Source organism: Mycobacterium malmoense (assembly GCF_019645855.1).
Lineage (GTDB): Bacteria > Actinomycetota > Actinomycetes > Mycobacteriales > Mycobacteriaceae > Mycobacterium > Mycobacterium malmoense.
Map to the genome: position 1 here is coordinate 3,980,083 of NZ_CP080999.1, position 20,887 is coordinate 4,000,969.

At 66.2% G+C, this 20,887-nt stretch carries 18 protein-coding genes; 10 read left to right on the plus strand and 8 right to left on the minus strand.

Annotated elements, in window-relative coordinates; all coding sequences use genetic code 11:
- Nucleotides 1-727: 727 nt before the first annotated feature.
- Nucleotides 728-1,792, minus strand: a complete 1,065-nt coding sequence (gene dapE / locus K3U93_RS18200; protein WP_083010746.1) for a succinyl-diaminopimelate desuccinylase — start codon at nt 1,790-1,792, stop codon at nt 728-730.
- A gap of 101 nt (nt 1,793-1,893) precedes the next feature.
- Between dapE and dapD the strand changes: the two genes are divergently transcribed.
- Nucleotides 1,894-2,847: a 2,3,4,5-tetrahydropyridine-2,6-dicarboxylate N-succinyltransferase gene (gene dapD / locus K3U93_RS18205; protein ID WP_083010747.1), complete on the plus strand. Its 954-nt coding sequence runs from the start codon at nt 1,894-1,896 to the stop codon at nt 2,845-2,847.
- A 9-nt stretch (nt 2,848-2,856) separates the two neighbouring features.
- On the opposite strand, the gene K3U93_RS18210 is transcribed toward dapD, so the two are convergent.
- Together K3U93_RS18210 and K3U93_RS18215 are read right to left on the minus strand one after the other, a co-directional pair.
- On the minus strand, nt 2,857-4,158 hold the full coding sequence (locus tag K3U93_RS18210) for an MFS transporter (RefSeq protein WP_071508941.1): 1,302 nt from the start codon (nt 4,156-4,158) through the stop codon (nt 2,857-2,859).
- Nucleotides 4,159-4,408: 250 nt separating this feature from the next.
- Nucleotides 4,409-5,818, minus strand: coding sequence for an acyl-CoA synthetase (locus K3U93_RS18215; protein WP_083010748.1), 1,410 nt, complete (start codon nt 5,816-5,818; stop codon nt 4,409-4,411).
- 86 nt (nt 5,819-5,904) lie between these two features.
- Between K3U93_RS18215 and K3U93_RS18220 the strand changes: the two genes are divergently transcribed.
- Both K3U93_RS18220 and K3U93_RS18225 read left to right on the plus strand, forming a co-directional pair.
- Entirely contained in the window at nt 5,905-6,204 is a 300-nt protein-coding gene (locus tag K3U93_RS18220) for a helix-turn-helix domain-containing protein (protein ID WP_139796974.1), read from the plus strand.
- Nucleotides 6,201-7,436 (plus strand): type II toxin-antitoxin system HipA family toxin, encoded by a 1,236-nt coding sequence (locus K3U93_RS18225; RefSeq protein ID WP_083010749.1) that lies wholly within the window; start codon nt 6,201-6,203, stop codon nt 7,434-7,436. The genes K3U93_RS18220 and K3U93_RS18225 overlap by 4 nt, the downstream gene beginning before the upstream one ends.
- Nucleotides 7,437-7,448: 12 nt before the next feature.
- Here K3U93_RS18225 and K3U93_RS18230 read toward each other — a convergent pair whose 3' ends face one another.
- Both K3U93_RS18230 and K3U93_RS18235 read right to left on the minus strand, forming a co-directional pair.
- Nucleotides 7,449-8,357, minus strand: a complete 909-nt coding sequence (locus K3U93_RS18230; RefSeq protein ID WP_083010750.1) for an alpha/beta fold hydrolase — start codon at nt 8,355-8,357, stop codon at nt 7,449-7,451.
- A 680-nt stretch (nt 8,358-9,037) separates the two neighbouring features.
- Entirely contained in the window at nt 9,038-10,507 is a 1,470-nt protein-coding gene (locus K3U93_RS18235) for an aldehyde dehydrogenase family protein (RefSeq protein WP_071508937.1), read from the minus strand.
- Nucleotides 10,508-10,702: 195 nt separating this feature from the next.
- On the opposite strand from K3U93_RS18235, the gene K3U93_RS18240 reads away from it, so the two are divergent.
- From K3U93_RS18240 to K3U93_RS18265, 6 genes are read left to right on the plus strand one after another with little or no spacing between them, the layout of a single operon-like run.
- A complete protein-coding gene (locus tag K3U93_RS18240; RefSeq protein ID WP_071508936.1) occupies nt 10,703-11,887 on the plus strand; it encodes a cytochrome P450 in 1,185 nt (394 codons plus the stop codon).
- A 16-nt stretch (nt 11,888-11,903) separates the two neighbouring features.
- A complete protein-coding gene (locus K3U93_RS18245; RefSeq protein ID WP_071508935.1) occupies nt 11,904-12,452 on the plus strand; it encodes a MaoC family dehydratase in 549 nt (182 codons plus the stop codon).
- On the plus strand, nt 12,452-12,859 hold the full coding sequence (locus K3U93_RS18250) for a Zn-ribbon domain-containing OB-fold protein (RefSeq protein WP_071508934.1): 408 nt from the start codon (nt 12,452-12,454) through the stop codon (nt 12,857-12,859). The genes K3U93_RS18245 and K3U93_RS18250 overlap by 1 nt, the downstream gene beginning before the upstream one ends.
- Entirely contained in the window at nt 12,856-13,335 is a 480-nt protein-coding gene (locus tag K3U93_RS18255) for a MaoC family dehydratase (RefSeq protein ID WP_071508933.1), read from the plus strand. Before K3U93_RS18250 ends, K3U93_RS18255 begins: the two co-directional genes overlap by 4 nt.
- The gene (locus tag K3U93_RS18260) at nt 13,332-14,501 is read left to right on the plus strand and encodes a lipid-transfer protein (protein ID WP_071508932.1); all 1,170 of its coding nucleotides are present in this window, start codon (nt 13,332-13,334) and stop codon (nt 14,499-14,501) included. The genes K3U93_RS18255 and K3U93_RS18260 overlap by 4 nt, the downstream gene beginning before the upstream one ends.
- A gap of 9 nt (nt 14,502-14,510) precedes the next feature.
- A complete protein-coding gene (locus K3U93_RS18265; protein WP_071508931.1) occupies nt 14,511-15,125 on the plus strand; it encodes a TetR/AcrR family transcriptional regulator in 615 nt (204 codons plus the stop codon).
- Nucleotides 15,126-15,140: 15 nt separating this feature from the next.
- Here K3U93_RS18265 and K3U93_RS18270 read toward each other — a convergent pair whose 3' ends face one another.
- Nucleotides 15,141-16,376, minus strand: coding sequence for an ATP-binding protein (locus K3U93_RS18270; protein WP_230981408.1), 1,236 nt, complete (start codon nt 16,374-16,376; stop codon nt 15,141-15,143).
- 312 nt (nt 16,377-16,688) lie between these two features.
- On the opposite strand from K3U93_RS18270, the gene K3U93_RS25400 reads away from it, so the two are divergent.
- Entirely contained in the window at nt 16,689-18,134 is a 1,446-nt protein-coding gene (locus K3U93_RS25400) for a PecA family PE domain-processing aspartic protease (RefSeq protein ID WP_071508946.1), read from the plus strand.
- A 154-nt stretch (nt 18,135-18,288) separates the two neighbouring features.
- On the opposite strand, the gene K3U93_RS18280 is transcribed toward K3U93_RS25400, so the two are convergent.
- Nucleotides 18,289-19,248, minus strand: a complete 960-nt coding sequence (locus K3U93_RS18280) for a proline dehydrogenase family protein (protein ID WP_071508929.1) — start codon at nt 19,246-19,248, stop codon at nt 18,289-18,291.
- Complete coding sequence (pruA, locus tag K3U93_RS18285) at nt 19,248-20,879, minus strand: L-glutamate gamma-semialdehyde dehydrogenase (protein ID WP_071508928.1); 1,632 nt, start codon at nt 20,877-20,879, stop codon at nt 19,248-19,250. Before pruA ends, K3U93_RS18280 begins: the two co-directional genes overlap by 1 nt.
- Between the last annotated feature and the right edge of the window lie 8 nt (nt 20,880-20,887).

Genomic DNA, 20,887 nt, shown 5'->3' on the forward strand with positions numbered 1-20,887 from the left:
ATAAGGGTATATTGCAGCAAAAACAAAGGGCGTCCTGTATGCGATGGTCGACGATCTTTGTGTTGCGGTGGTAGTTATGTTGAGTAAGGGGGGTGGATGCGGGTCTGCCGCTACCGACGGGTACTTTCAAATTGAACTACCACAGTGGTGGACAGGGTTTGCTGTGATAAGGGTGTATGGCCTGGCTAACAGGAGTTAGTCACGTTCATGAGGATTGCGGAGCCGCACGTTCTGCACGCGACTGCCTAGGCCCGATCGAAAGGCCTGCGAACCTAAGTAATTCTCAGGTATGTCCAGCTCGCCCCCACGTCACCACCGAACAAACGAGCGAAACCATCACCAGCACCGCGTTAACCAGCACCACCGCCATCGCTGCAGGGCCGATGACCCCTCCAACGCGACACTTGGCATACGTTCGCCACACCCATGCGGCACGACCAGCAAACTCCCCCGATACCGGGCCCGCCGACCCGCCACCCCAGCACGGCACCGGCACCAATGTGGTTGTGGTGGAAGGACATTCGGATAGCAAGGCCGCCTTAACTAGTTCGTGGCCGACTTCGCCGACCTCTCCCAGGCGCAAGCCTTGGCGGACAAGAGCTGTTCTGCCGATCAACGTCTTTAGCTGGAATGGATCGCCGAACGCCAGCCACCAAGCACCGCTAGCGCCGCTGCCGGCGCCGAAGAGATCGTGCCGACCCGACTGCCGGGCAATCGGCAACGAAGGCTAGCCGCCCAGGTAGCGGCGCAGCATCTCCACGGCGGCGGCGATAGCAGCGACCGGGACCCGCTCGTCGCGCCGGTGCGCCAGGTTGGGATCGCCCGGGCCGAAATTGACCGCAGGTATGCCCAGCGCGGCGAACCGCGAAACGTCGGTCCAGCCGTATTTCGCCCGGACTTGCCCGCCGGCGGCCTCGACTAGGGACTTGGCGGCGGGCTGTGACAGGCCGGGCAGCGCACCCGCCGCGGCATCGGTCTGCTCGATCGTCACGTCGAGCCCGTCGAACACCTCATGCACATGTCGCAATGCGTCGGCCACCGACCGGTCGGGGGCAAAGCGGTAGTTCACCGTCACCGAGGCCGCGTCGGGAATCACGTTTCCGGCCACACCGCCGCCGATGCGCACGGCCGACAACCCCTCGCGATAGGCGCACCCGTCGATGTCGACGGTGCGCGCCGTGTATCCGGCCAGCCGGTCCAGGACGGCGCCCAGTTTGTGAATCGCGTTGTCGCCCAACCAGGAACGAGCCGAATGCGCACGGGTGCCGGTCGCGCTGATCACCACGCGCAGCGTGCCCTGGCAGCCGGCCTCGATGTACCCGTCGGTGGGCTCGCCCAGGATGGCCACGTCGGCGGCCAGCCAGCCCGGCAGCTCACGCTCGATGCGGCCCAAACCGTTTGCCGCCGAATCGATTTCCTCGCAGTCGTAGAACACCAGCGTCAGGTCATGCATCGGTTCGGCCACGGTGGCGGCCAGATACAAAAAGACCGCGTCACCGGATTTCATGTCTGCGGTGCCGCAACCGTACAGATCGCCGTTCTCGCGGTGGCTGGGCAGGTTTCCGGCCGCCGGCACGGTGTCCAGGTGTCCGGCCAGCAGCACCCGTGACGGCCGCCGGAACCGAGTGCGAGCCAGCACGGCGTTGCCGTTGCGAATGATTTCGAAGCCGGATGTCTGGGCGCGCAGCGCGGCCTCCACCTCGTCGGCGATACGGGCCTCGTCCCTCGACTCGCTGGGGATGTCGACCAGCGCCGCGGTCAACGCGACCGGGTCCCCATGCAAGTCCAGCACGGCCCAAGGGTATCTGCTGCCGAGCAGTCACAGAATCGCACCCGCGGCGGCTTCGGCATGCGATTCTGTGTCTGCTCGGCGGGCCAAGTAACCTGGCCGCCGTGACTGGAGCTGCAGGCGCAGTGGGTATTGGGCTGGCGACGCTGGCCTCCGACGGATCGATCCTCGACACGTGGTTTCCCGCACCGGAACTGACCGAGTCGGGCGCCGGCGCCACGTCGCGTCTGGCGGTCTCTGACGTTCCCCCGGAGCTGGCCGCCCTGATAGGCCGCGACGACGACCGCGGCACCGAGACCATCGCGGTGCGCACGGTCATCGGCTCGCTCGACGATGCCGCCGCCGACGCTTACGACGCCTACCTGCGACTACACCTGCTCTCGCACCGGTTGGTGGCACCGCATGGGCTGAACGCCGGCGGCTTGTTCGGGGTATTGACCAATGTGGTGTGGACTAATCGCGGACCGTGCGCCGTCGACGGGTTCGAGGCCGTCCGGGCGAAGCTGCGCCGAAAGGGACCCGTGACCGTCTACGGCGTCGACAAGTTCCCCCGCATGGTCGACTACGTGCTGCCCACCGGGGTGCGCATCGCCGACGCCGACCGGGTACGGCTGGGCGCGCACCTGGCGCCGGGCACCACGGTGATGCACGAGGGCTTCGTCAACTACAACGCCGGCACACTGGGCGCGTCCATGGTGGAGGGCCGCATCTCGGCCGGCGTGGTGGTCGGCGACGGATCGGACATCGGCGGCGGAGCCTCGATCATGGGGACGCTGTCCGGCGGTGGCACCCAAGTCATTTCGATAGGCAAGCGGTGTCTGCTCGGCGCCAACGCGGGCCTGGGAATCTCACTGGGCGACGACTGTGTCGTCGAGGCCGGCCTGTACGTCACCGCGGGCACCAAGGTCACCACGCCCGACGGCAAAACGGTCAAGGCCGCTGAGCTCTCGGGCGCCAATAACCTGCTGTTCCGCCGCAATTCGGTCACCGGGGCGGTCGAGGTGGTGGCCCGCGACGGTCGGGGCATCGCGCTCAACGAGGACCTGCACGCCAACTGAGCGCTGCGGCTACAACCCGGAAGGCACTTCCTCCAAACCAGCACCTCGAATGGATTGCAGCGCTGTTCCGTTGGTTTCCGGCAGTAGGTAGGTGCACACCAGGCTGGCCAAGACCAGGGCGGCCAGCATGAGACCGATCGCCCAGCTGCCATAGGTGGCCAGCAGCGTCCCGGCGATCAGCGGCGGCACGGCGCCAGCAACCACGCCGGCAAGGTTCACCGCCAGCGCCGATCCGCTGTAGCGGTAGCGGGTGGCGAACAGTTCGGGAATGAAGGCCCCCGTGGGTGCGGAACCGATGGCGGCGCTGGCGAACATGCCGACGATCGCGACCACGTACAAAACGGGCCTGCCGGTGTCCATCAACGGGATCACCACGAAGGACCAGGGCAGACAGCATGACCAGCCCACCAGCATCATGCGACGGCGCCCGACCCGATCGCACAGACTGGCCGAGAGCGAGACGAACGTGATGCTCACCAGCCCGGCCAGCGCGCCGACGGACCAGATGAAGCTGCGCGAATAACCCAGGTGGGAGTGGGCGTAGATGGTCAGGTACGTGTTGCCCATGTAGACGAAGCCAAAACCGCCCACGATGCTCCCGGCGGCCAGGACGATCTCCCGGCGCTGCAGGCGCAGCAGCTCCGCGAGTGGGGCCTTGGGGACCAGGTTGCGGGCCTTCTCCTCGGCGAACACCGGCGTCTCATCGATGTTGAGCCGCACATAAAGGGCGATACCAATCAATGCCGCACTGAACAGGAACGGCAGGCGCCATCCCCACGCCATGAAGGCGGGGCTATTCTCGCCGATGCTGACGTTGACGCCCAGAAACGTCAGGCTGGCTACTACCGCCGCGGTGCCGCCGCCGAGCAGGGTGTACTTGCCGTACCGCCCCCGCTGGCCGGCCGGTGCATATTCGGCGCTCAGCAGCGCCGACCCCGCCCACTCGCCGCCGACGGCGAACCCTTGCAGGATTCGCAGCGCGATCAGGATCAACGGGGCCGCGGCGCCGATGGCTGCCGTGCTGGGCACCAGCCCGACGCTTACCGTTGACACGGCCATGATCAGCAGCGTGGCGATCAGCGTTTTCTTGCGGCCCAACCGGTCGCCGAAGTAGCCGAACACGGCGGCACCCAGCGGCCGGGACAAGAATGCCGTCGCAAAGGTTGCCATCGAGGCGATGGTGGCGACCGTCGGGCTCAGGCGGGGGAAGAACACCGTCGGAAACACCAGCGCCGCCGCGGTGCCGTAGATGAGGAAGTCGTAGAACTCGATTGCCGAGCCGACGAGACAGGCGGCCGCCACCCGCCTCATCGGTGTGGACGGGGGACCCGCCACAACCGTCGCTGCGGCGCCGGCCGTGCGATTGGACTCACCCATGAAGGCCGCCCAGCGATCGGTCGCGTCTATCCACGTTTACGACGGTAGGTCAAGGTTCGCGGTCTCGCTCGATAGACAAGCTGGCAACATCCTGCGTGTCGGCTCGCGAGCGTGCGTGTCTGTACAGCGACACGCCGGATCAGGCGTACAACTGCGCACGCTCGCGAAAGGCAACCGGCGGCGTTCAGCCCTCAGATAGCAGCTGCTTCTTGAGGACCTTGCCCATCGCGTTGCGGGGCAGCGCGTCCACGATGCGCACCTCACGCGGACGCTTGTGCACCGAAAGCTCGCGGGCCACATAGTCAATCAGCTCGCCCGCCCGCAGCTCAGATGAGCCGACGACGAAGGCGACAATGCGCTGGCCCAGGTCCTCGTCGGGCAGCCCGACGACGGCGACCTCCTGCACGCCCGGATGACCGAGCAGCGCCGTTTCGATTTCGCCCGCGCCTATGCGGTATCCACCCGACTTGATCAAGTCGACCGACTCGCGTCCGACGATGCGGTGCATGCCCTCACTGTCGACGACCGCGACATCGCCGGTGCGATACCAGCCGTCGGCGTCGAAGGCCTCGGCGGTGGCCTCCGGCCGGTTCAGGTAGCCGTCGAACATCATCGGGCCCCGAACCTGAAGGCGCCCAACGGTTTCCCCGTCGTGCGGCACCGGATCGCCGTTGTCGTCGAGCAGCCTGGTTTGCACGCCGGCAAGCGGCAGGCCCACCCAACCCGCGCGACGCTCGCCGTCGACCCGCGTCGAAATGGTGATCAGCGATTCCGACGCGCCGTAGCGTTCGACGGGCCGGTGCCCGGTGAGCTCGGCCAGCCGGTCGAACACCGGCACCGGCAGCGGCGCGCTCCCGGACACCAACAGCCGCGCCGGTCTTAACGCCTCGGCCGCCGACGCGTCGGCTGCCACCCGCGACCACACCGTGGGGACCCCGAAGTACAGGGTGCCCCTCGCCGCCGCGTAGGCGTCCGGTGTCGGTTTTCCGGTGTGCACGAAGCGGTTTCCGATCCGCAACGAACCGAGCAAGCCCAGCACCAGCCCGTGCACGTGGAACAGCGGCAGACCATGCACCAGAACGTCGTCGGGCGTCCACTGCCACGCCTGGGCTAGCGCGTCCAGATCGGCGGCGATCGCCCGCCGGCTCAGCACCACGCCCTTCGGCAGCCCGGTGGTGCCCGAGGTGTAGATGACCATGGCGGTGGCATCGGGTGACGGCTCGGGATAGCGATGCCAGGAGCGGGCGTGCACGCGAACCGGGATGTGCGGCAGCCCTTCTGGGTCTTCGGATTCCGGGCCCAGCCAGGCCCGCACCCCGGAGTCGGTGACCATGTGCCGACGCTCGGCCGCGCCGACATCGGCGGGCACCGGGACGAAGGGCACGCCGGCGATCAGGCAGCCGGTGATCGCCAACACCGTCGACGCGGTCGGCGTCGCCAGTATCGCGACCCGCTCCGCGCCGGCGACACGCTCGGCCACCGACGTTGCGGCGCCGACCAAGTCGCCGCGACTCAGCACCGCACCGTCGATGCGCACCGCGTCGGCGATGTCGGTGGTGGTGACGTCGGACGGATTCAACGAGGCCAGCAGCACGTCAGCAGGGTACCCGAGGCGGTTAATGCCTGAAAAATCAGGCATTAACCTTGACAAAGCTGGCCATAAGGGCTCAGTATAAATCTATGCCTGAAAAATCACGCGTAAGGAGCAACGCGCAGGCCCCTCGCAAGACGAAGCCCGCCCCTCGGTCCTCTCTGCCTGAAATAGCGCGCATAGGCCAGGCCTTCGCGGGCAGGCGGCTTCAGCTGGGCCTTACTCAGCAACTGCTGGCCGACCTTTCGGGCGTCTCCAGATACAGCGTCCAAGCGCTCGAATACGGCACCGGATCGGTGAAACTCGCATCGCTCGTCGAAATCGCCGAAACGCTCGGACTTCGGCTGGAGGTCAACAACTTCGGCGACGCCACCCACTCACCGACGTGATCCGACCGCTCGACCTTCGGGAGGTCGATGACGCCGACGTCTATCTCGACGACAAAATCGTCGCCACCCTCACCCGTCTGCCCGGGGACGAGATCCGGTTCGACTACCACGACTTGGGGCCGCCGCCTGAGCCAACCAGCCTGGCCATCCGCACCCGTTCGGTGTCGTGGTCTCTTCCTGTTGACGCGCAATACCCCCTGGTAACGACCGGCGGCGCGGTTCCGCCATTCTTTGCGGGCCTGCTTCCCGAAGGCGTCCGACTGGGGGTGGTGACGTCCTCGACGAAGACGTCGGTGGATGACCATTTCACTCTTCTTCTTGCTATTGGCGCCGACACGATCGGGAACGTTCGGGTTCTGCCCGCGGGAGCCAACCCCCCAGACCACAAGCCCATGTTCGACCCTGCACGCGATACCGACTTTCGGGAGGTTTTCAAACGACTCACCGGTTCTGTCGAAGCCGACCCCGTCGGACTCTCCGGAGTTCAACCCAAAGTCAGCGCCGCGATGTGGTCGGCACACGCGAGAACCGCGACGGGGCCCGCGATCCTCAAACTTAATCCCCTGACGGGATTTCCCCGACTCGTCGAGAACGAACACTTCTTCATGCAAATGGCGGCCGATTGCGGACTGCGCGCGGCCAGGACGCGACTAATCCACGACGCCCACGGGCGAAGCGCGTTGTTGGTCAACCGGTTTGACCGTCAAGGAGATGTCCGAATCGCTCAGGAGGATGCATGCCAGGTCGCAGCCGTCTACCCGGCCGCGAAGTATCGCATCCACGCCCAAGCGGCGATCACCTCTTTGGCCGACGCCTGCGCGCGCGGCGGGGGTTCGCGGGCTGCTGCTGCTCTGGAGCTGCTGCGGGTCGTGGTGTTCTCCTGGCTCATCGGCAATGGCGACTTGCATGGCAAGAATCTGTCGATCTATTGCCCGGACGGCTTCTGGCGGCCAACGCCCGCATACGACTTGCTCACGACTCAGCCCTACACCGGATGGCGCGACCCCATGGCGTTGCCGCTCTTCGGCCGCGCGAATCGCTTGAACCGCAACCACTTCCGGGAAGCGGCGGCCCGACTCGGTCTACGCGGCCGGGCGCTGGCCACCATGATCGACGGCATCGTCGATGCGGCAGCGCGGTGGCCGGACCGCTGCGGCCAGATCGGGTTCGACGAGCGCCAAACCGAATTGTTATCCGGCATGCTTCGTCGACGCATTGCGACCTTGATGTAGCTGGCACGCGGGTCAGGCCCGCTCGTCCCAGACCTTCATCAGGGTGGACAGAATCTCCTCGCCGCGGCCCAGCCCGGCCAGGTGACTTTCCTCTGGCAAATGGAAGAGCTCCGCGTCGGGCAGCCGGGAGACGACGTGCTCGCCGTGCGCGAACGGGATGATGTGGTCGTGGTCGCCGTGCCACCAGCGGACCGGAACCTTCACCTCGTCGAGCCGGAAACCCCAGTCGCGGGCGAACAGCATGATGTCGTTGAACGGCGCGGCCAGCTGCTTGCGGCTGCCGTTGAGCAGGTCGTCGAGGAACATGGCCTTGAACTCGGGGCGGGCCAGCAGGTGCCGGTCGGCCCGCGGTGAGAGCAGGCCATACAGATCCAGCCCTGGGGACGCGACCGGCCGCGCCGCACGGATCAGCAAGCTCGCACCCACCCGCAGCGGGCTACCTCCGAATTTCAGCAGCGGCGCAACCAGCAAACCGAAGTTCATCGCGCCACCACTGATCGCGTCGGGGCCGCGCGTCGGGGCCACGCCACCGAGCACCCCGACGGCCACCACCCGGTCGGGCAGCGCCGCTGCACACGCAAGGGTGTATGGACCGCCGCCGGACAGGCCGATCACGGCCATCTTGTCGATTCCGAGCGTGTCCGCGATGGCGCGCAGGTCGTCGGCGAACGCGGCGATGTTTTCGTATTGATGGGGTGTTGACGCGCCGATGCCGGGCCGGTCGATGCCGATCAGGCGGATGTTGTGGTGTTCGGCGTAGACGCGGGCCTCCGTCGGGATCTGCCGGCGGGCGCCGGGAGTGCCGTGCAACCAGAAGACGGCTCGCCCCTGCGGCGCACCGAACTCCGCAAAGCCGATTTGGCGGTCCTCGTCGACCGCCACGTTTCCTTCGAGCTTGGGGCGAGCGATCGCGACGACCATGTCCAGCAGTTTTGCATGTGACAAGCGGTTTACGAAAGGCTCACGGAGCTTGGCGCCGCAGGCTGTCGACGTTTGCGGCTAAACCGCTATCGCATGTGCAATCACTTTTCGAAATCGGATTATTGTCACGCTTAAAGATATTCAACTTTTATGCAACGCCAGGCTAGTGCTTAGTCATCCCATCGCGCCGACGGTTGCCGATCGCGGTTCGGTATTCCCAGACGACAAGAGGCCATGACGACATGCGGAACGGCTAGGCGAACTCCACACCCCATAACAAAACGGGAATCCGCGACTGGACCGCCCAAAATCCGCGGGAAAAGCCGATTCCACATCAACACGACGTCATGGATGAAATCCTGGTCGAGTGTCATTCGGCTGACATGGGTCGTGTTGTCATGGATCGCTCACGCCCGGCCGAGAAGCACACCATAGACGGATCGGCCCCCTTCTTGCTCGCAAAGGGGGCCGATCGCGTTGGTGGTCACCGGCTTGTCGCCAGCTTCACGAGTTGGCGGCCACGGAGTCGCGGCATCGGGCTGGTGCTGGCAGCGCGGAAAGCAGTTGCCCGAGTGTGAATTTCACGACGCGACACGCCGCGCGGGCGTCGTGGGGATCGAGCAACGCGGCGCTACCACAGGCCCTCGGTCGCGGTGCCCCACCCGCCCCGAAAGCTTCCGTCAGGCGGGCGTCCCGATGGCCTTGGGCTCCATGTACTGATGCAGGCCGGCTATTCCACCGCCCTCGCGACCGAACCCGCTCAACTTGAAGCCGCCGAACGGGGCGTCACCGGGACCGATGCCGTTGACCGCGATCTGGCCGGTGCGGATGCGGCGGGCCACACCGACGGCCCGGTCCACGTCGCCACCCCACACCGCGCCGGAGAGCCCATAGCAAGAGTTGTTCGCGATCGCCACCGCGTCGTCGTCGTCACGGTAGCGCAGCACCGTCAGCACCGGCCCGAACACTTCCTCCTGCGCGATAGCCGAATCCGGTTGCACCCCAGTGAGAATCGTCGGTTCGAAGTAGAAGCCGACATCCAGGCCGGCCGGGCGACCGCCGCCGGTCGCCAGCTTCGCGCCGTCACTAACGGCACGAGAGACGTGGCCCTCTACACGCTCTCGTTGGTCCGAACTGATCAGCGGCCCCATCTGCACGTCCGGATCGATGGGGTCGCCGACCTTCACGTCACGGGCCAGCGCGACGAGCCGGTCGACGACGTCGTCGTGCAACGAATCGGGCAGCAGCAGCCGGCTGTGCAGGATGCAGGCCTGACCGGCGTGCAGCGAACAGCAATCGAACAGCATCTGCCGCAGCATCTCGTCGGTCACCTGCGCGTCGTCGAGGACGATGCTTGCCGACTTCCCGCCGCACTCCAACAGGATTCGCTTCATGGTGGCGCCCGCGGCGGACATGACCTGGCAGCCGACGGCCGAGCTGCCGGTGAAGCTGACCATGTCGATGCGCGGATCGGTGGTAAGCAGCTTGGCGCCCTCGACACCCGACGGCGTGACGACGTTGACCACGCCGGGCGGAATGTCGGTGTACTCGTCGATCATCCGCGCGAGCGCAAGGCCGGCGAGCGGCGTCAGCGGCGAGGGCTTGAGCACGACGGTATTGCCCGCGGCCAGAGCGTTGTTCACCTTCATGACGTTGAGGCAGTGCGGGAAGTTCCACGGCGTCAGGATCGACACGACGCCGAGGGGCTCGCGACGCAGCAGCGTCGTTCCGGCGCCGGTGCCGGTGACCGGCTCGTCGACCAACTGCGCGGCGAGCTGGGCCGCGCGCATGGACATGAAAGCGGCGCCGTCGATTTGCATCACGCGCTCGTTGGCGATGCAGCCCCACTCCGCCTGCGACAGCGCGAAGAACTCGTCCGCGTGCTTGCCCAGCGCGTCGCCCAGCTGATTGAGGCAGCCCGCCCGGTCCTCGAGGCTCAACGAAGTCCACGGCCCGTCGTCGAAAGCCCTACGCGCGGCCGCGATCGCCTCGCCGACCTGCGCGACGCTCGCGTCGGGCGCGGTGGCGATGGTCTGCTCGGTGGCCGGTGAGACGTCGTCGTAGCGGCCGTCCTCCGGTTCGACCCATCTGCCGTCGATGTAGAGCCGATAGGTGTCGACAAGAGGTCCCGGAGGTGGTAGCTCGGCCATCTGATTCCTCACCGAAGGTCGGTCATCTAGGGACTCAGTGTTCACCCATGGACCCGCCCCGTCAATCACTAATGACGCGAAATCCAGCCCAATTCAACGTGCTGACGCCGTATTGACAGCAATAGCCGCGGCGGAGTAGACACATTCTCGCTAGACAGATTGGGCCGATCTGTCGGATCTCCCGGGAGGCTTACCGTGCAGACCACTTTTCCACTGCACTCCCCCGACTTCTACGCGGGCGATCCCTACCCCGCGTACCGGGAGCTGCGCGCCAGCTCGCCGGTGTGTTGGAACGACGTCACCAACTTCTGGGCGCTGCTGAAGTACGAGGACATTCGCTTCGTGTCGAGCAACCCAGCGATGTTCTCCTCGACCAAGGGCGTCACCATTCCGGACCCGGCGATGGACAACCCGGTTGTCGAGAACAGCCTCATCTTCACCGACCCGCCGCGGCACCGGCAGCTGCGCAGGCTGATCAACGCGGGCTTCACCCGGCGGCGCGTGGCCGTGCTCGAACCGAAAATCCGCGAAATCGTGCGGGGAATCCTCGACGGCCTGGAGCCCGATTCCGTTCACGAGTTCGCCGAAGAGATCGCCGCTCCACTGCCCACCCGGATGATCGCCGAGCTGATCGGTGCCCCGCCCGACGACTGGGAGCAGTTCCGGGCGTGGTCGGACGCGGCCACCGGAATCGCCGACCCGGAAATCGAACTCGACCCGCTGGTGGCCATGGGGCAGCTTTTCGAGTACTTCCAAAAGCTGATCGCGGCCAGGCGCGTCGAAGCGCGCGACGACTTGTTGTCGGTTCTAGCCGGCGCCGAGATCGACGGCCACCGGCTCACCGACGAAGACCTGCTCAACTTCGCGTTCCTGCTGTTGGTCGCCGGCAACGAAACCACCCGTAATCTGATCGCGCTGGGCACGCTGGCGCTGATCGCGCATCCCGACCAATGCCGGCTGCTGGTCGAGGATCGGTCGCTGATCCCGGGCGCCGTCGAGGAGATGTTGCGCTGGAACAGCCCGGTGGTCCACATGGCGCGCACCGCGACGGCCGACGTCGAAATCCGCGGGCAGCGCATCGCGGAGGGCGACACGGTGGTGATGCTCTACGGCTCGGCCAACCGGGACGAGGACATCTTCGGTTGTGACGCAGAAGAATTCAGGGTGACCCGCCACCCCAACCCGCACATCGCGTTCGGGTGCGGGGAACATTCCTGCGTGGGTGCGCAATTGGCGCGCCTGGAAGCCTGCGTTATGTTCGACGAGCTGCTGCGCCGCTTCCCCAGCCTGAAACTGGCCGGCGAGGTGGACCGGATGCGGGCCACCATGGTGCCCGGGGTGAAGCGGATGCCGGTACGGCTCGGCACCGCGGCCGGATAGAAGGAGGACCAAGTTAGTGACCGACCAAAAGGCCGCGTTCCAAGCTAAGCTGCAGGCGCTCGTCGGCCAGCCGACCGGTGGTACCGGAAAGCCTTCGGTGGCACCGGATCCGGTCAATCAGCCGATGATCCGGCACTGGGCGCATGCGCTCGACGACATGAACCCGGTCTACCTCGATCCGGAGTTTGCGTCGTCGTCCCGGTTCGGTGGCATCGTGTCGCCTCCCGTCATGCTGCAAACCTGGACGATGCCGGCGCCGAAACTGGAAGGGATCGGGGACCGTGGTGGCGTTCCCGTCGAGATCACCAGCAGCCCAACGGCATTTCTCGATGAGGCCGGTTTCACCAGCACGGTGGCGGTCAACTCGGAGTTCGAGATCGACCGCTATCCCCGGCTGGGTGACGTCATCAGCGCAACGTCGATCTTCGAGGAGGTCTCCGACGAAAAGAAGACGGCGCTGGGCACCGGCTACTTCCTGACCTGGGTGATCACCTACACCGACCAGAACGGTGAGGTGCTGGGCCGCCAGCGATTCCGGGTGCTGCGCTTCAGGCCGAAACGCTGATGGCGTCCCGACTGCCACCGGCGATCAGCCCGGACACCGAGTTCTTCTGGAACGGGCTGCGCGAGCGCAAGCTGCTGATCCAGCGCTGTGGCGGCTGCAAAGCGCTGCGTCACCCGCCGCGCCCCATGTGCCCCAAATGCCGCTCCCTGGACTGGGATCCGATCGAGTCGTCGGGCCGGGGCACCGTCTACAGCTACGTGATGCCGCACCAACCCCGATTCCCGTTCTTCGACTATCCGTACATCGTCGTGTTGGTGGAGCTCGACGAAGGGGTGCGGCTGGTTTCGAACCTGTCCGACATCGATCCGGCCGACGTCACGGTCGGGATGCCGGTCGAGGTCTACTACCAGACCTTTGATGACGACCTTGTGCTGCACCAGTTCCGGCCGACAGAAGGAAACCGATGACGACCGCCAAGAGCCGCACCGCGACGCTGCAGTGGGCCGACATCGAAGTCGGCGACGAGGTTACCCCGCTCGAAATCCCGATCACCACAACAATGATCGTCGCCGGCGCGATCGCCTCGCGTGACTTCATGCCGGTGCACCACGACCGCGACTACGCCAACAAGCAGGGCTCGCCCAACCTGTTCATGAACATCCTGACCACCAACGGCTACTGCGTGCGTTTCCTCACCGACTGGGCCGGACCCGAGGCGATGGTCAAGAACCTGTCGATTCGCCTTGGTGTGCCATGCTTTCCCGACGATCCGCTGCGCTTCACCGGCAGCGTGACGGGCAAAACTAGGGGTTCAGGGGGCGAGAACTTCGTCGAAGTCACCTTCAAGGGCGCCAACAGCCTCGGCGATCATGTCTCCGGCACCGCGGTGCTGAGCCTGCTCGACGGGGCCGCCGAAAGCGACCTCCAAAGAGTCCAAGCATGAGAAGCTCGCTGCCCGGCAGCTGCGCCATTGTCGGCATCGGCCAGACCGAGTTCTCCAAGGAGTCGGGGCGCAGCGAGCTGCAATTGGCCTGTGAGGCAGTCAGTTCCGCGCTCGACGACGCCGGCCTGGCACCTGGCGACGTCGACGGCATGGTCACCTTCACCATGGACTCCAGCGACGAGATCGACGTGGCGCGCAGCGTGGGCATCGGCGACCTGAGCTTCTTTTCCCGCGTGCCGCACGGCGGCGGGGCGGCGGCCGGCACCGTCGTGCACGCGGCGATGGCCGTCGCGACCGGCGTCGCCGACGTGGTGGTGTGCTGGCGCGCGTTCAACGAGCGGTCCGGCTTCCGGTTCGGCGGCAGCGGACGCACCAGCGCCGAGACCCCGCTGTTCATGGCGCACTACGCGCCCTTCGGATTGCTCACTCCCGCGGCGTGGGTCGCGCTGCACGCCCAGCGCTACATGTCGACGTACGGGGTGACCAACGAGGACTTCGGTCGCATCGCCGTGGTCGATCGCGCGCACGCCGCCAGCAATCCCGACGCCTGGTTCTACCAGCGCCCGATCACACTGGAGGACCACCAGAATTCCCGCTGGATCGTCGAACCCGTGCTGCGGCTACTGGATTGCTGCCAGGAAAGCGACGGCGGGGTGGCGCTGGTGGTGACCAGCGCCGAACGCGCCCGCGACCTGCGCCAGCCGCCGGCGGTGATCACCGCGGCCGCCCAGGGCGCGGCCTACGAGGGCGAGATGATGACCAGTTACTACCGCGAGGACATCACCGGCCTGCCCGAGATGGGAGTGGTCGCCGACCGGCTGTGGCGCGACTCGGGCCTCAAGCCGCAAGACATCCAAACCGCCTTCATCTACGACCATTTCACGCCGTTCGTCTTCACGCAGCTCGAGGAGCTCGGCTTCTGCGGGCGCGGCGAAGCCAAGGACTTCGCCACCATCGAACGGCTGTCGCTCGGTGGCGAGCTGCCGATCAACACCAACGGCGGGCTGCTCGGCGAGGCCTACATCCACGGCATGAACGGCATCACCGAGGGCGTGCGCCAGGTGCGCGGCACCTCCTACAACCAAGTCGACAACGTCGAGCACGTGCTGGTCACCTCGGGGACCGGCGTGCCCACCAGCGGGCTGATTCTCGCGCCGGCCGACTGAGGGAGCGGAATGACCCAGGCTTCCGCGTTGACCCAGGCAACGGATACCCGCGAGCTCATCGTCGAGTCCGCGTACGCGTGTTTCCGCAGGCAAGGGCTGCAGAAGACGACGATCGTCGATATCGCGAGAACGGCCAACGTATCCCGGAGCACCGTTTACGAGTACTTCAGCGACAAGGGCGCCATTCTCGAAGCCTGCGCCGAGCACGCGTCCGAGCAGTTCTACCGCGAGATGTCCCAAGCGATGAACCGGGGCGTCTCACTGGAGGAAAAGCTAAGCCACGCCGCGGTATTCGTGACCCAGGCGCGAAAGGCCATCGCTTCCGGGAAGTACTTCGACGAAGACGCGATCAGCCTGCTGCTGACCAAGGACGCCGCCGTCCTGCTGCGCGAATGCGTCGAATTCTTCGCACCGTATCTGTCCGCCGCCAAGCTCACCGGTGAGGTCCGCAAGGACCTCGACGTGGAGGCCGCCGGCGAATGGTTCGCGCGCATACTGTTTTCGCTCTTCAGCACGCCGTCATCGACTTTGGACATGGACGACCCCGATGCCGTCGCCGAGTTCGTGCGCGCGCACGTGGTGCGTGGCTTCGCCGGCGATCGCCCGCGGCCGAGGCGGGCATAAAGCCGGTTGAGACCGTCAGGCCGTGGATGTCAACCATAGGGCACTCACCGGTACGGCGAGCATCTTTGGCCCAAAGGACAGGGTTTGCGGCCCGGTATGCATGACGATGCCGGCGCGGAAATCGTCGCCGATCCGCTGGGCGAGGTGCCGCAGTCCGCGGAAGTCGTTGGGCCCGACGGTAGATGCTGCTTTGACCTCGATGCCCACGACGTCACCCCGCCGATTTTCGAGTACGGCATCGACCTCAACTTGATCCCTGGTTCGGTAGTGGAAGAGCGCAACTTCTTCCTCGCACCAGGTCAGCTGGCGTGCCAGTTCCATCAGAACGAATCCCTCGAGGAGCGGCCCGAACTGACCAGTAGGCCGCAAGATGCTGCGAGTATCCGCACCGATCTGGTGTGCCGCGATGCCGGAGTCGACGAACGCGAGCTTGGGGGTTGTGGTTGCTCGGCTGCTGATGTTTCGGGACCACGCCGGTATCCGCTTGACGAGAAAGACCTCTTCGAGCAGTGCGACATACTTCTTCACCGTCGTGGCGCCGAGTCCGAGTTCGTTGCTCAATGTGGCGATGGACAGCAGCTGCCCCGATCGAGCGGCCAGCATCTGGACAAGCGCGCGCATCTCGGTTGTTCGCTCAATCTCCGACAATTGCTGCACGTCGCGCGCGATGAGGTCGCCGACGTAGGAATTGAAAAAGTTGCGGCGTCGGCGCTCGTCGGTTCGCGCAACTGCCTCAGGAAAGCCTCCACGAACAAGTCGGTCGGCGTACTCCGCACGTGAAACCGTGGAGCCGTGGCGCAGTCCCCCGTAAGCGGAGGGTGCCTCCAGGTCGCCCTGGGTGAACACGGCGTCGACGAATCCGTCAGGGGCGCTGTCGATCTCGCCCTGAGAGAAGGGCCAGAGCTCAATAGTCTCCATTCGGCCCACGAGAGTGTCGGGCAGGGATCGCAAGCCGAGCACGCGCGCCGATCCCGTCAGCAGGAAGCGCCCGGGCGTGGGGTCTGCATCCACTTGCGCCTTGATCGACAGCAGCAGATCGGGTGCTCGTTGGACCTCGTCGATGACCATCGGGCCGGGCTGGTCGACGAAGCCGTCCGGATCCTCAAGCGCAGCCTGGCGGGTCAAGGCGGTATCGAGATCACGCCATTCGGCGTCGCGGCCCTTTGCGACGAGGCGAACCAGAGTGCTCTTGCCGCTTTGCCGGGCACCGTTGACGAGCACCACCCGGGTGTCCTCCAGCGCCGCGTTCACAGCGGCCTCGGCGTGTCTAGGCAAGGCCGGGCCAAGTATGGTTCGCATCCACGCTCCCGCCGTCTAGTCCACCGTCGCATGTGGATCTGCCACCATCTTACGCGTGGATCTGCCGCAAGGTAGCGCGTGGATCTGCCGCAAAGACTCGCTGCCAATTGGCACGTGGATAACCGGAGGGATCGCTCACGCGGCCGCGCCGAGCATGTTCCTATGTAGACCTCCTAGACAAACAGCCAGTGAGCTGGTAATACCTCACCGACGCCCCTGTACCTGGGGAATTAGATGACGGGCGAGACGACCGCGGAGGCTGGCGTGCCACTTCTAGTTGCAGCCCCTGAGCTGTTGGCTTCGGCGGCAACGAATTTGGAAAGCATAGGTTCGGCACTGGATGCGGCCCACGCGGCGGTTGCCGTTCCGACCACCGAGCTTGTGGCCGCCGGCGCCGATGAGGTCTCGACGGCCGTGGCTGCGCTATTCGCCGGGTACGGGCAGCAGTATCAGGCGCTTGCCGGGCAGGTCGCGGCCTTTCATGGTTGGTTCACGGGCACCCTGGCCACGAACGCGAATTCGTATGCGTCCACCGAGGCCGCCAACATCGGTCAGCTGCTGTCGGGCGTGGTCAGTGGGCCCGTCCGGGAACTGACCGGGCGCCCGCTGATCGGCAACGGCGCCAACGGATACACCAATTCTCAAGGTGTAGGGACGCCCGGCGGTGCCGGCGGATGGTTGTACGGCAACGGTGGTAACGGTGGCAATAGCACCTATGGTGGAGCGGCCGGGGGCGCTGGCGGCGCCGGCGGGTGGCTGTTGGGCAACGGCGGCACGGGCGGGGCCAGCGGGCCCGGCGGTGTCGGCGGCGCGGGAGGAGCCGCCGGCTTGCTGTCGGGCGTAGCCGGGGCAACCGGCGTGAGCACACCTTTGGCAGCCAACGAAACCGTCATCTCTGTAGATCAATACGGCAACGCGATAGTAAACATCTCCGTCGGCGGCGGACCGAGCGTGGGCGCGATAGTTGACACCGGGTCCACCGGTCTTCTGCTCCCGCGCCAAGACGTCAACATAGCCAGCCTCGGCACGCCCACCGGGTCGGGCACCGTTATTTACGGCAACAGCACCAACTATGAAACCGTCCACTACGAGACGTACCAAACAACGGTAAATCTTGGGAATGGCATCGTCACGACGTCGACCGGCGTCGACGTCGCCACCTCCGCGACCGAGACGATCAATGGTGTGACAAATCCTGTTCAGCTCTCCTCGATACCCGCCATTCTGGGTATCGGGCCCAACGACGGGTACCCGCTCTCTACCCCGGTGACCTCGGCGTTGCCGGGCACCCTCGACGAGGGTGTGCTCATCAACGAACCCCAAGGTCTGCTGGAGTTCGGCTCCAACCCGCTGACCCCCCTTGCCTCGCTTACCGGATCGCCGATGACCAACCTGGAAATACAGATCAATGGCGGTTCTCTGCAAAGCGCTACCGGCGCGTTCATCGATTCCGGCGGCTTGACCGGAGCCATCCCGTCAAACCTGATTTCGGGTGTTTCGGCCGGCAATACGGTGCCGACCGGAACGACGCTTACGGTCTATACCAGCGGCGGTCAGGAGCTGTACTCGGAAATGGTCACCAGTGCCGACGCGCCCTATGTCGTGTCATCAAGCGACCCGTTCAATACCGGGAATTACCTCTTCTCGCTGGACCCGATCTACATTTCGAACAGCCCCAGCGGTGTGGGAATGACCGTCATCGACGCATGACGCTTAGCGCCCCGTGCGTTCGCATAGCGCCCCGTGCGTTGAGTGTGAAGCGTGGGCTTTCAGTGTGACGCTAGGGCGTCGATCCGGGCCTCGAAGCGTCCCTGGGCTCACGCGCGAATCCCTGAGCGCACACTCGACGGGTCGACCAGTCGGCCTACCGCCGCCGCGCCAGTGCCCGCAGGAAGAACGTCAGGTTGGCCGGCCGCTCGGCGAGCCGCCGCATGAAGTATCCATACCACTGGGTCCCGAACGGCACATACACCCGGACCTGGTTGCCGGAGCCCGCCAGCCGCCGCTGTTCGCCGTCGCGGATGCCGTACAGCATCTGGTATTCGAAATCCGCAACGCCGCGGCCCGATTCGCGAGCCATGCCGGGAACCGCAGCGATGATCGCCGGGTCATGGGAGGCCACCATCGGATAGCCCGACCCGGCCATCAGCACCCGAAGGCAGGCCAGATAGGACTCGGTGGCCTCGGCGCGGTCTCGGTAGGCCACCGACGCCGGCTCGTCGTAGGCGCCCTTGCAGAGCCGGATCCGAGCCCCGGACACGGCAAATTCCTGGCAGTCGTCGAGGGTACGCCGCAGATAGGCCTGCAAAACCGTGCCCAGCCAAGGGAAATCGGTCCGCAGGTCGCGGACGATGGACAGCGTCGACTCGGTCGTGGTGTGGTCCTCGGCATCCACCGTCACCCACAGGCCGGCACGCTGCGCCGCCTCACAGATCGACCAGGCGTTCTCCCGGGCGATCTTCTCTCCGTCGCGCTGGAGCGACTGCCCCAGCGCCGACAACTTGACCGAGACCTCCAGCGGTCGGACGCCCGCGAAATCGCCAGGGCGGCCCAGTTTTTCGATGAGATCCAGGTAAACCCGCACGGCCGCGTCGGCGTCGTCGACGTCGGAGACGCCCTCGCCCAGATAGTCGATGCTGACGTAGCGGCCCGACTCACGCAGGGCGGCAACGACATCCATCGCGGACTCGATCGTCTCCCCCGGCACGAACCGGTGCACGACCTTGCGGGCGACCGGCAGCCGTTCGGCGGTCCGGCGCAATCCCTCCCTTCGGCCGGCGGCCATGATCGCCGGCCGAAGGGTGTTGGCGAACACCCCGGCCATCACTCGGCCGCCATGTGCGGGTACGCGTGGTCGGTGGCCGGGACGAACGTCTCCTTGATGGTGCGGGCCGACGTCCAGCGCAACAGGTTCAGCACCGATCCGGCCTTGTCGTTGGTGCCCGAGCCGCGCGAACCGCCGAACGGTTGGCGCCCGACCACCGCGCCGGTCGGTTTGTCGTTGACGTAGAAATTTCCGGCCGCGAACCGCAGCCGGTCCTGCGCGGTCAGCACGGCCCGGCGGTCGTCGGCGATCACCGCGCCGGTCAGCGCGTAACGGGATCCGGTGTCGATGACGTCGAGGATTCGTTCGTACTGGTCGTCGGGGTAGACGTGCACCGACAGCAACGGACCGAAGTACTCGGTCGCGAACGATTCGTCGGTCGGGTCGTCGGACAGCAACACGGTCGGACACACGAAATAGCCGACGCTGTCGTCGTATTCGCCTCCCACCGCGATGGTGACGCCGGGTGCGCCCTTCGCCCGCTCGATGGCGTTGACGTTCTTGGCGAAGGCGCGCCGGTCGATCAGCGCGCCGCCGTAGTTGGTCAGGTCGGTGATGTCGCCGTAGCGCAGGGCGGCGGTCGCGCCCAGGAAGTCGTCGCCCATGCGTCGCCACAGCGAGCGCGGGATAAACGCCCGCGACGCCGCCGAGCATTTCTGGCCCTGGTAGTCGAACGCGCCGCGAATCAGCGCCGTGCGCAGCACATCCGGCCGCGCCGAGGCGTGCGCGACGACGAAGTCCTTGCCTCCGGTCTCGCCGACCAGCCGCGGATAGCTGTGGTAGCGGCCGATATTGGCGCCCACCCGCTGCCAGAGCTGCTGGAAGGTGGCCGTCGACCCGGTGAAGTGAATGCCGGCCAGCCGCGGATCGGCCAGTGCCACATCGGAAACCGCGAAGCCGTCGCCGGTGACCAGGTTGATGACGCCGGGCGGCAACCCCGCGGCCTCCAGCAATTGCATGGTCAGATACGCCGACGGGGTTTGGGCGATCGACGGCTTCCACACCACGGTGTTGCCCATCAGCGCCGGCGCGGTCGGCAGGTTGCCGGCGATCGAGGTGAAGTTGAACGGCGTGATCGCGTAGACGAAGCCGTCCAGCGGGCGGTAGTCGCTGCGGTTCCACTCGCCGGGTCCGCTGATCGGCTGCTGCGCCAGGATCTGGCGGGCGAACGCGACGTTGAACCGCCAGAAGTCGATGAGCTCGCACGGCGCGTCGATCTCGGCCTGGTAGGCGGACTTGGATTGGCCGAGCATCGTGGCGGCGGCGATCCTCTCTCGCCACGGCCCGGCCAGCAGGTCGGCGGCGCGCAGGAACACCGCGGCACGTTCGTCAAAAGGCATTGCTGCCCAAGCATTCTTGGCGGCCGCCGCGGCCTCGACGGCCGCCGTCGCGTCGTCGTGCACGGCGTTGGTCAGCGTGCCCAGCCTCGCGGCGTGCCGGTGCGGCTGGACGACATCGATCCGCTCGCCGTCGCCCATGCGGTGCTTGCCGCCGACGACATGCGGGAGGTCGATCGGGTGGTCGGCCTGCGCGGCGAGTTCGTTGAGCAGCCGGGCGCGCTCCGGGGAGCGCGGCGCATAGTCGTGGACCGGCTCGTTGGCCGGCATCGGCACCTGGGTGATCGCGTCCATGCTGCCAG

Excerpts from the sequence above, each read along its gene's own strand:
- K3U93_RS18250 (WP_071508934.1), top strand. The coding sequence starts at position 12,452 with ATGGCGTCCCGACTGCCACCGGCGATCAGCCCGGACACCGAGTTCTTC.
- pruA (WP_071508928.1), bottom strand. The coding sequence starts at position 20,879 with ATGGACGCGATCACCCAGGTGCCGATGCCGGCCAACGAGCCGGTCCAC.
- K3U93_RS18230 (WP_083010750.1), bottom strand. The coding sequence starts at position 8,357 with ATGGTCGTCGCGATCGCTCGCCCCAAGCTCGAAGGAAACGTGGCGGTC.
- K3U93_RS18260 (WP_071508932.1), top strand. The coding sequence starts at position 13,332 with ATGAGAAGCTCGCTGCCCGGCAGCTGCGCCATTGTCGGCATCGGCCAG.
- K3U93_RS18255 (WP_071508933.1), top strand. The coding sequence starts at position 12,856 with ATGACGACCGCCAAGAGCCGCACCGCGACGCTGCAGTGGGCCGACATC.
- K3U93_RS18235 (WP_071508937.1), bottom strand. The coding sequence starts at position 10,507 with ATGGCCGAGCTACCACCTCCGGGACCTCTTGTCGACACCTATCGGCTC.
- K3U93_RS18265 (WP_071508931.1), top strand. The coding sequence starts at position 14,511 with ATGACCCAGGCTTCCGCGTTGACCCAGGCAACGGATACCCGCGAGCTC.
- K3U93_RS18210 (WP_071508941.1), bottom strand. The coding sequence starts at position 4,158 with ATGAGGCGGGTGGCGGCCGCCTGTCTCGTCGGCTCGGCAATCGAGTTC.
- K3U93_RS18280 (WP_071508929.1), bottom strand. The coding sequence starts at position 19,248 with ATGGCCGGGGTGTTCGCCAACACCCTTCGGCCGGCGATCATGGCCGCC.
- K3U93_RS18220 (WP_139796974.1), top strand. The coding sequence starts at position 5,905 with ATGCCTGAAAAATCACGCGTAAGGAGCAACGCGCAGGCCCCTCGCAAG.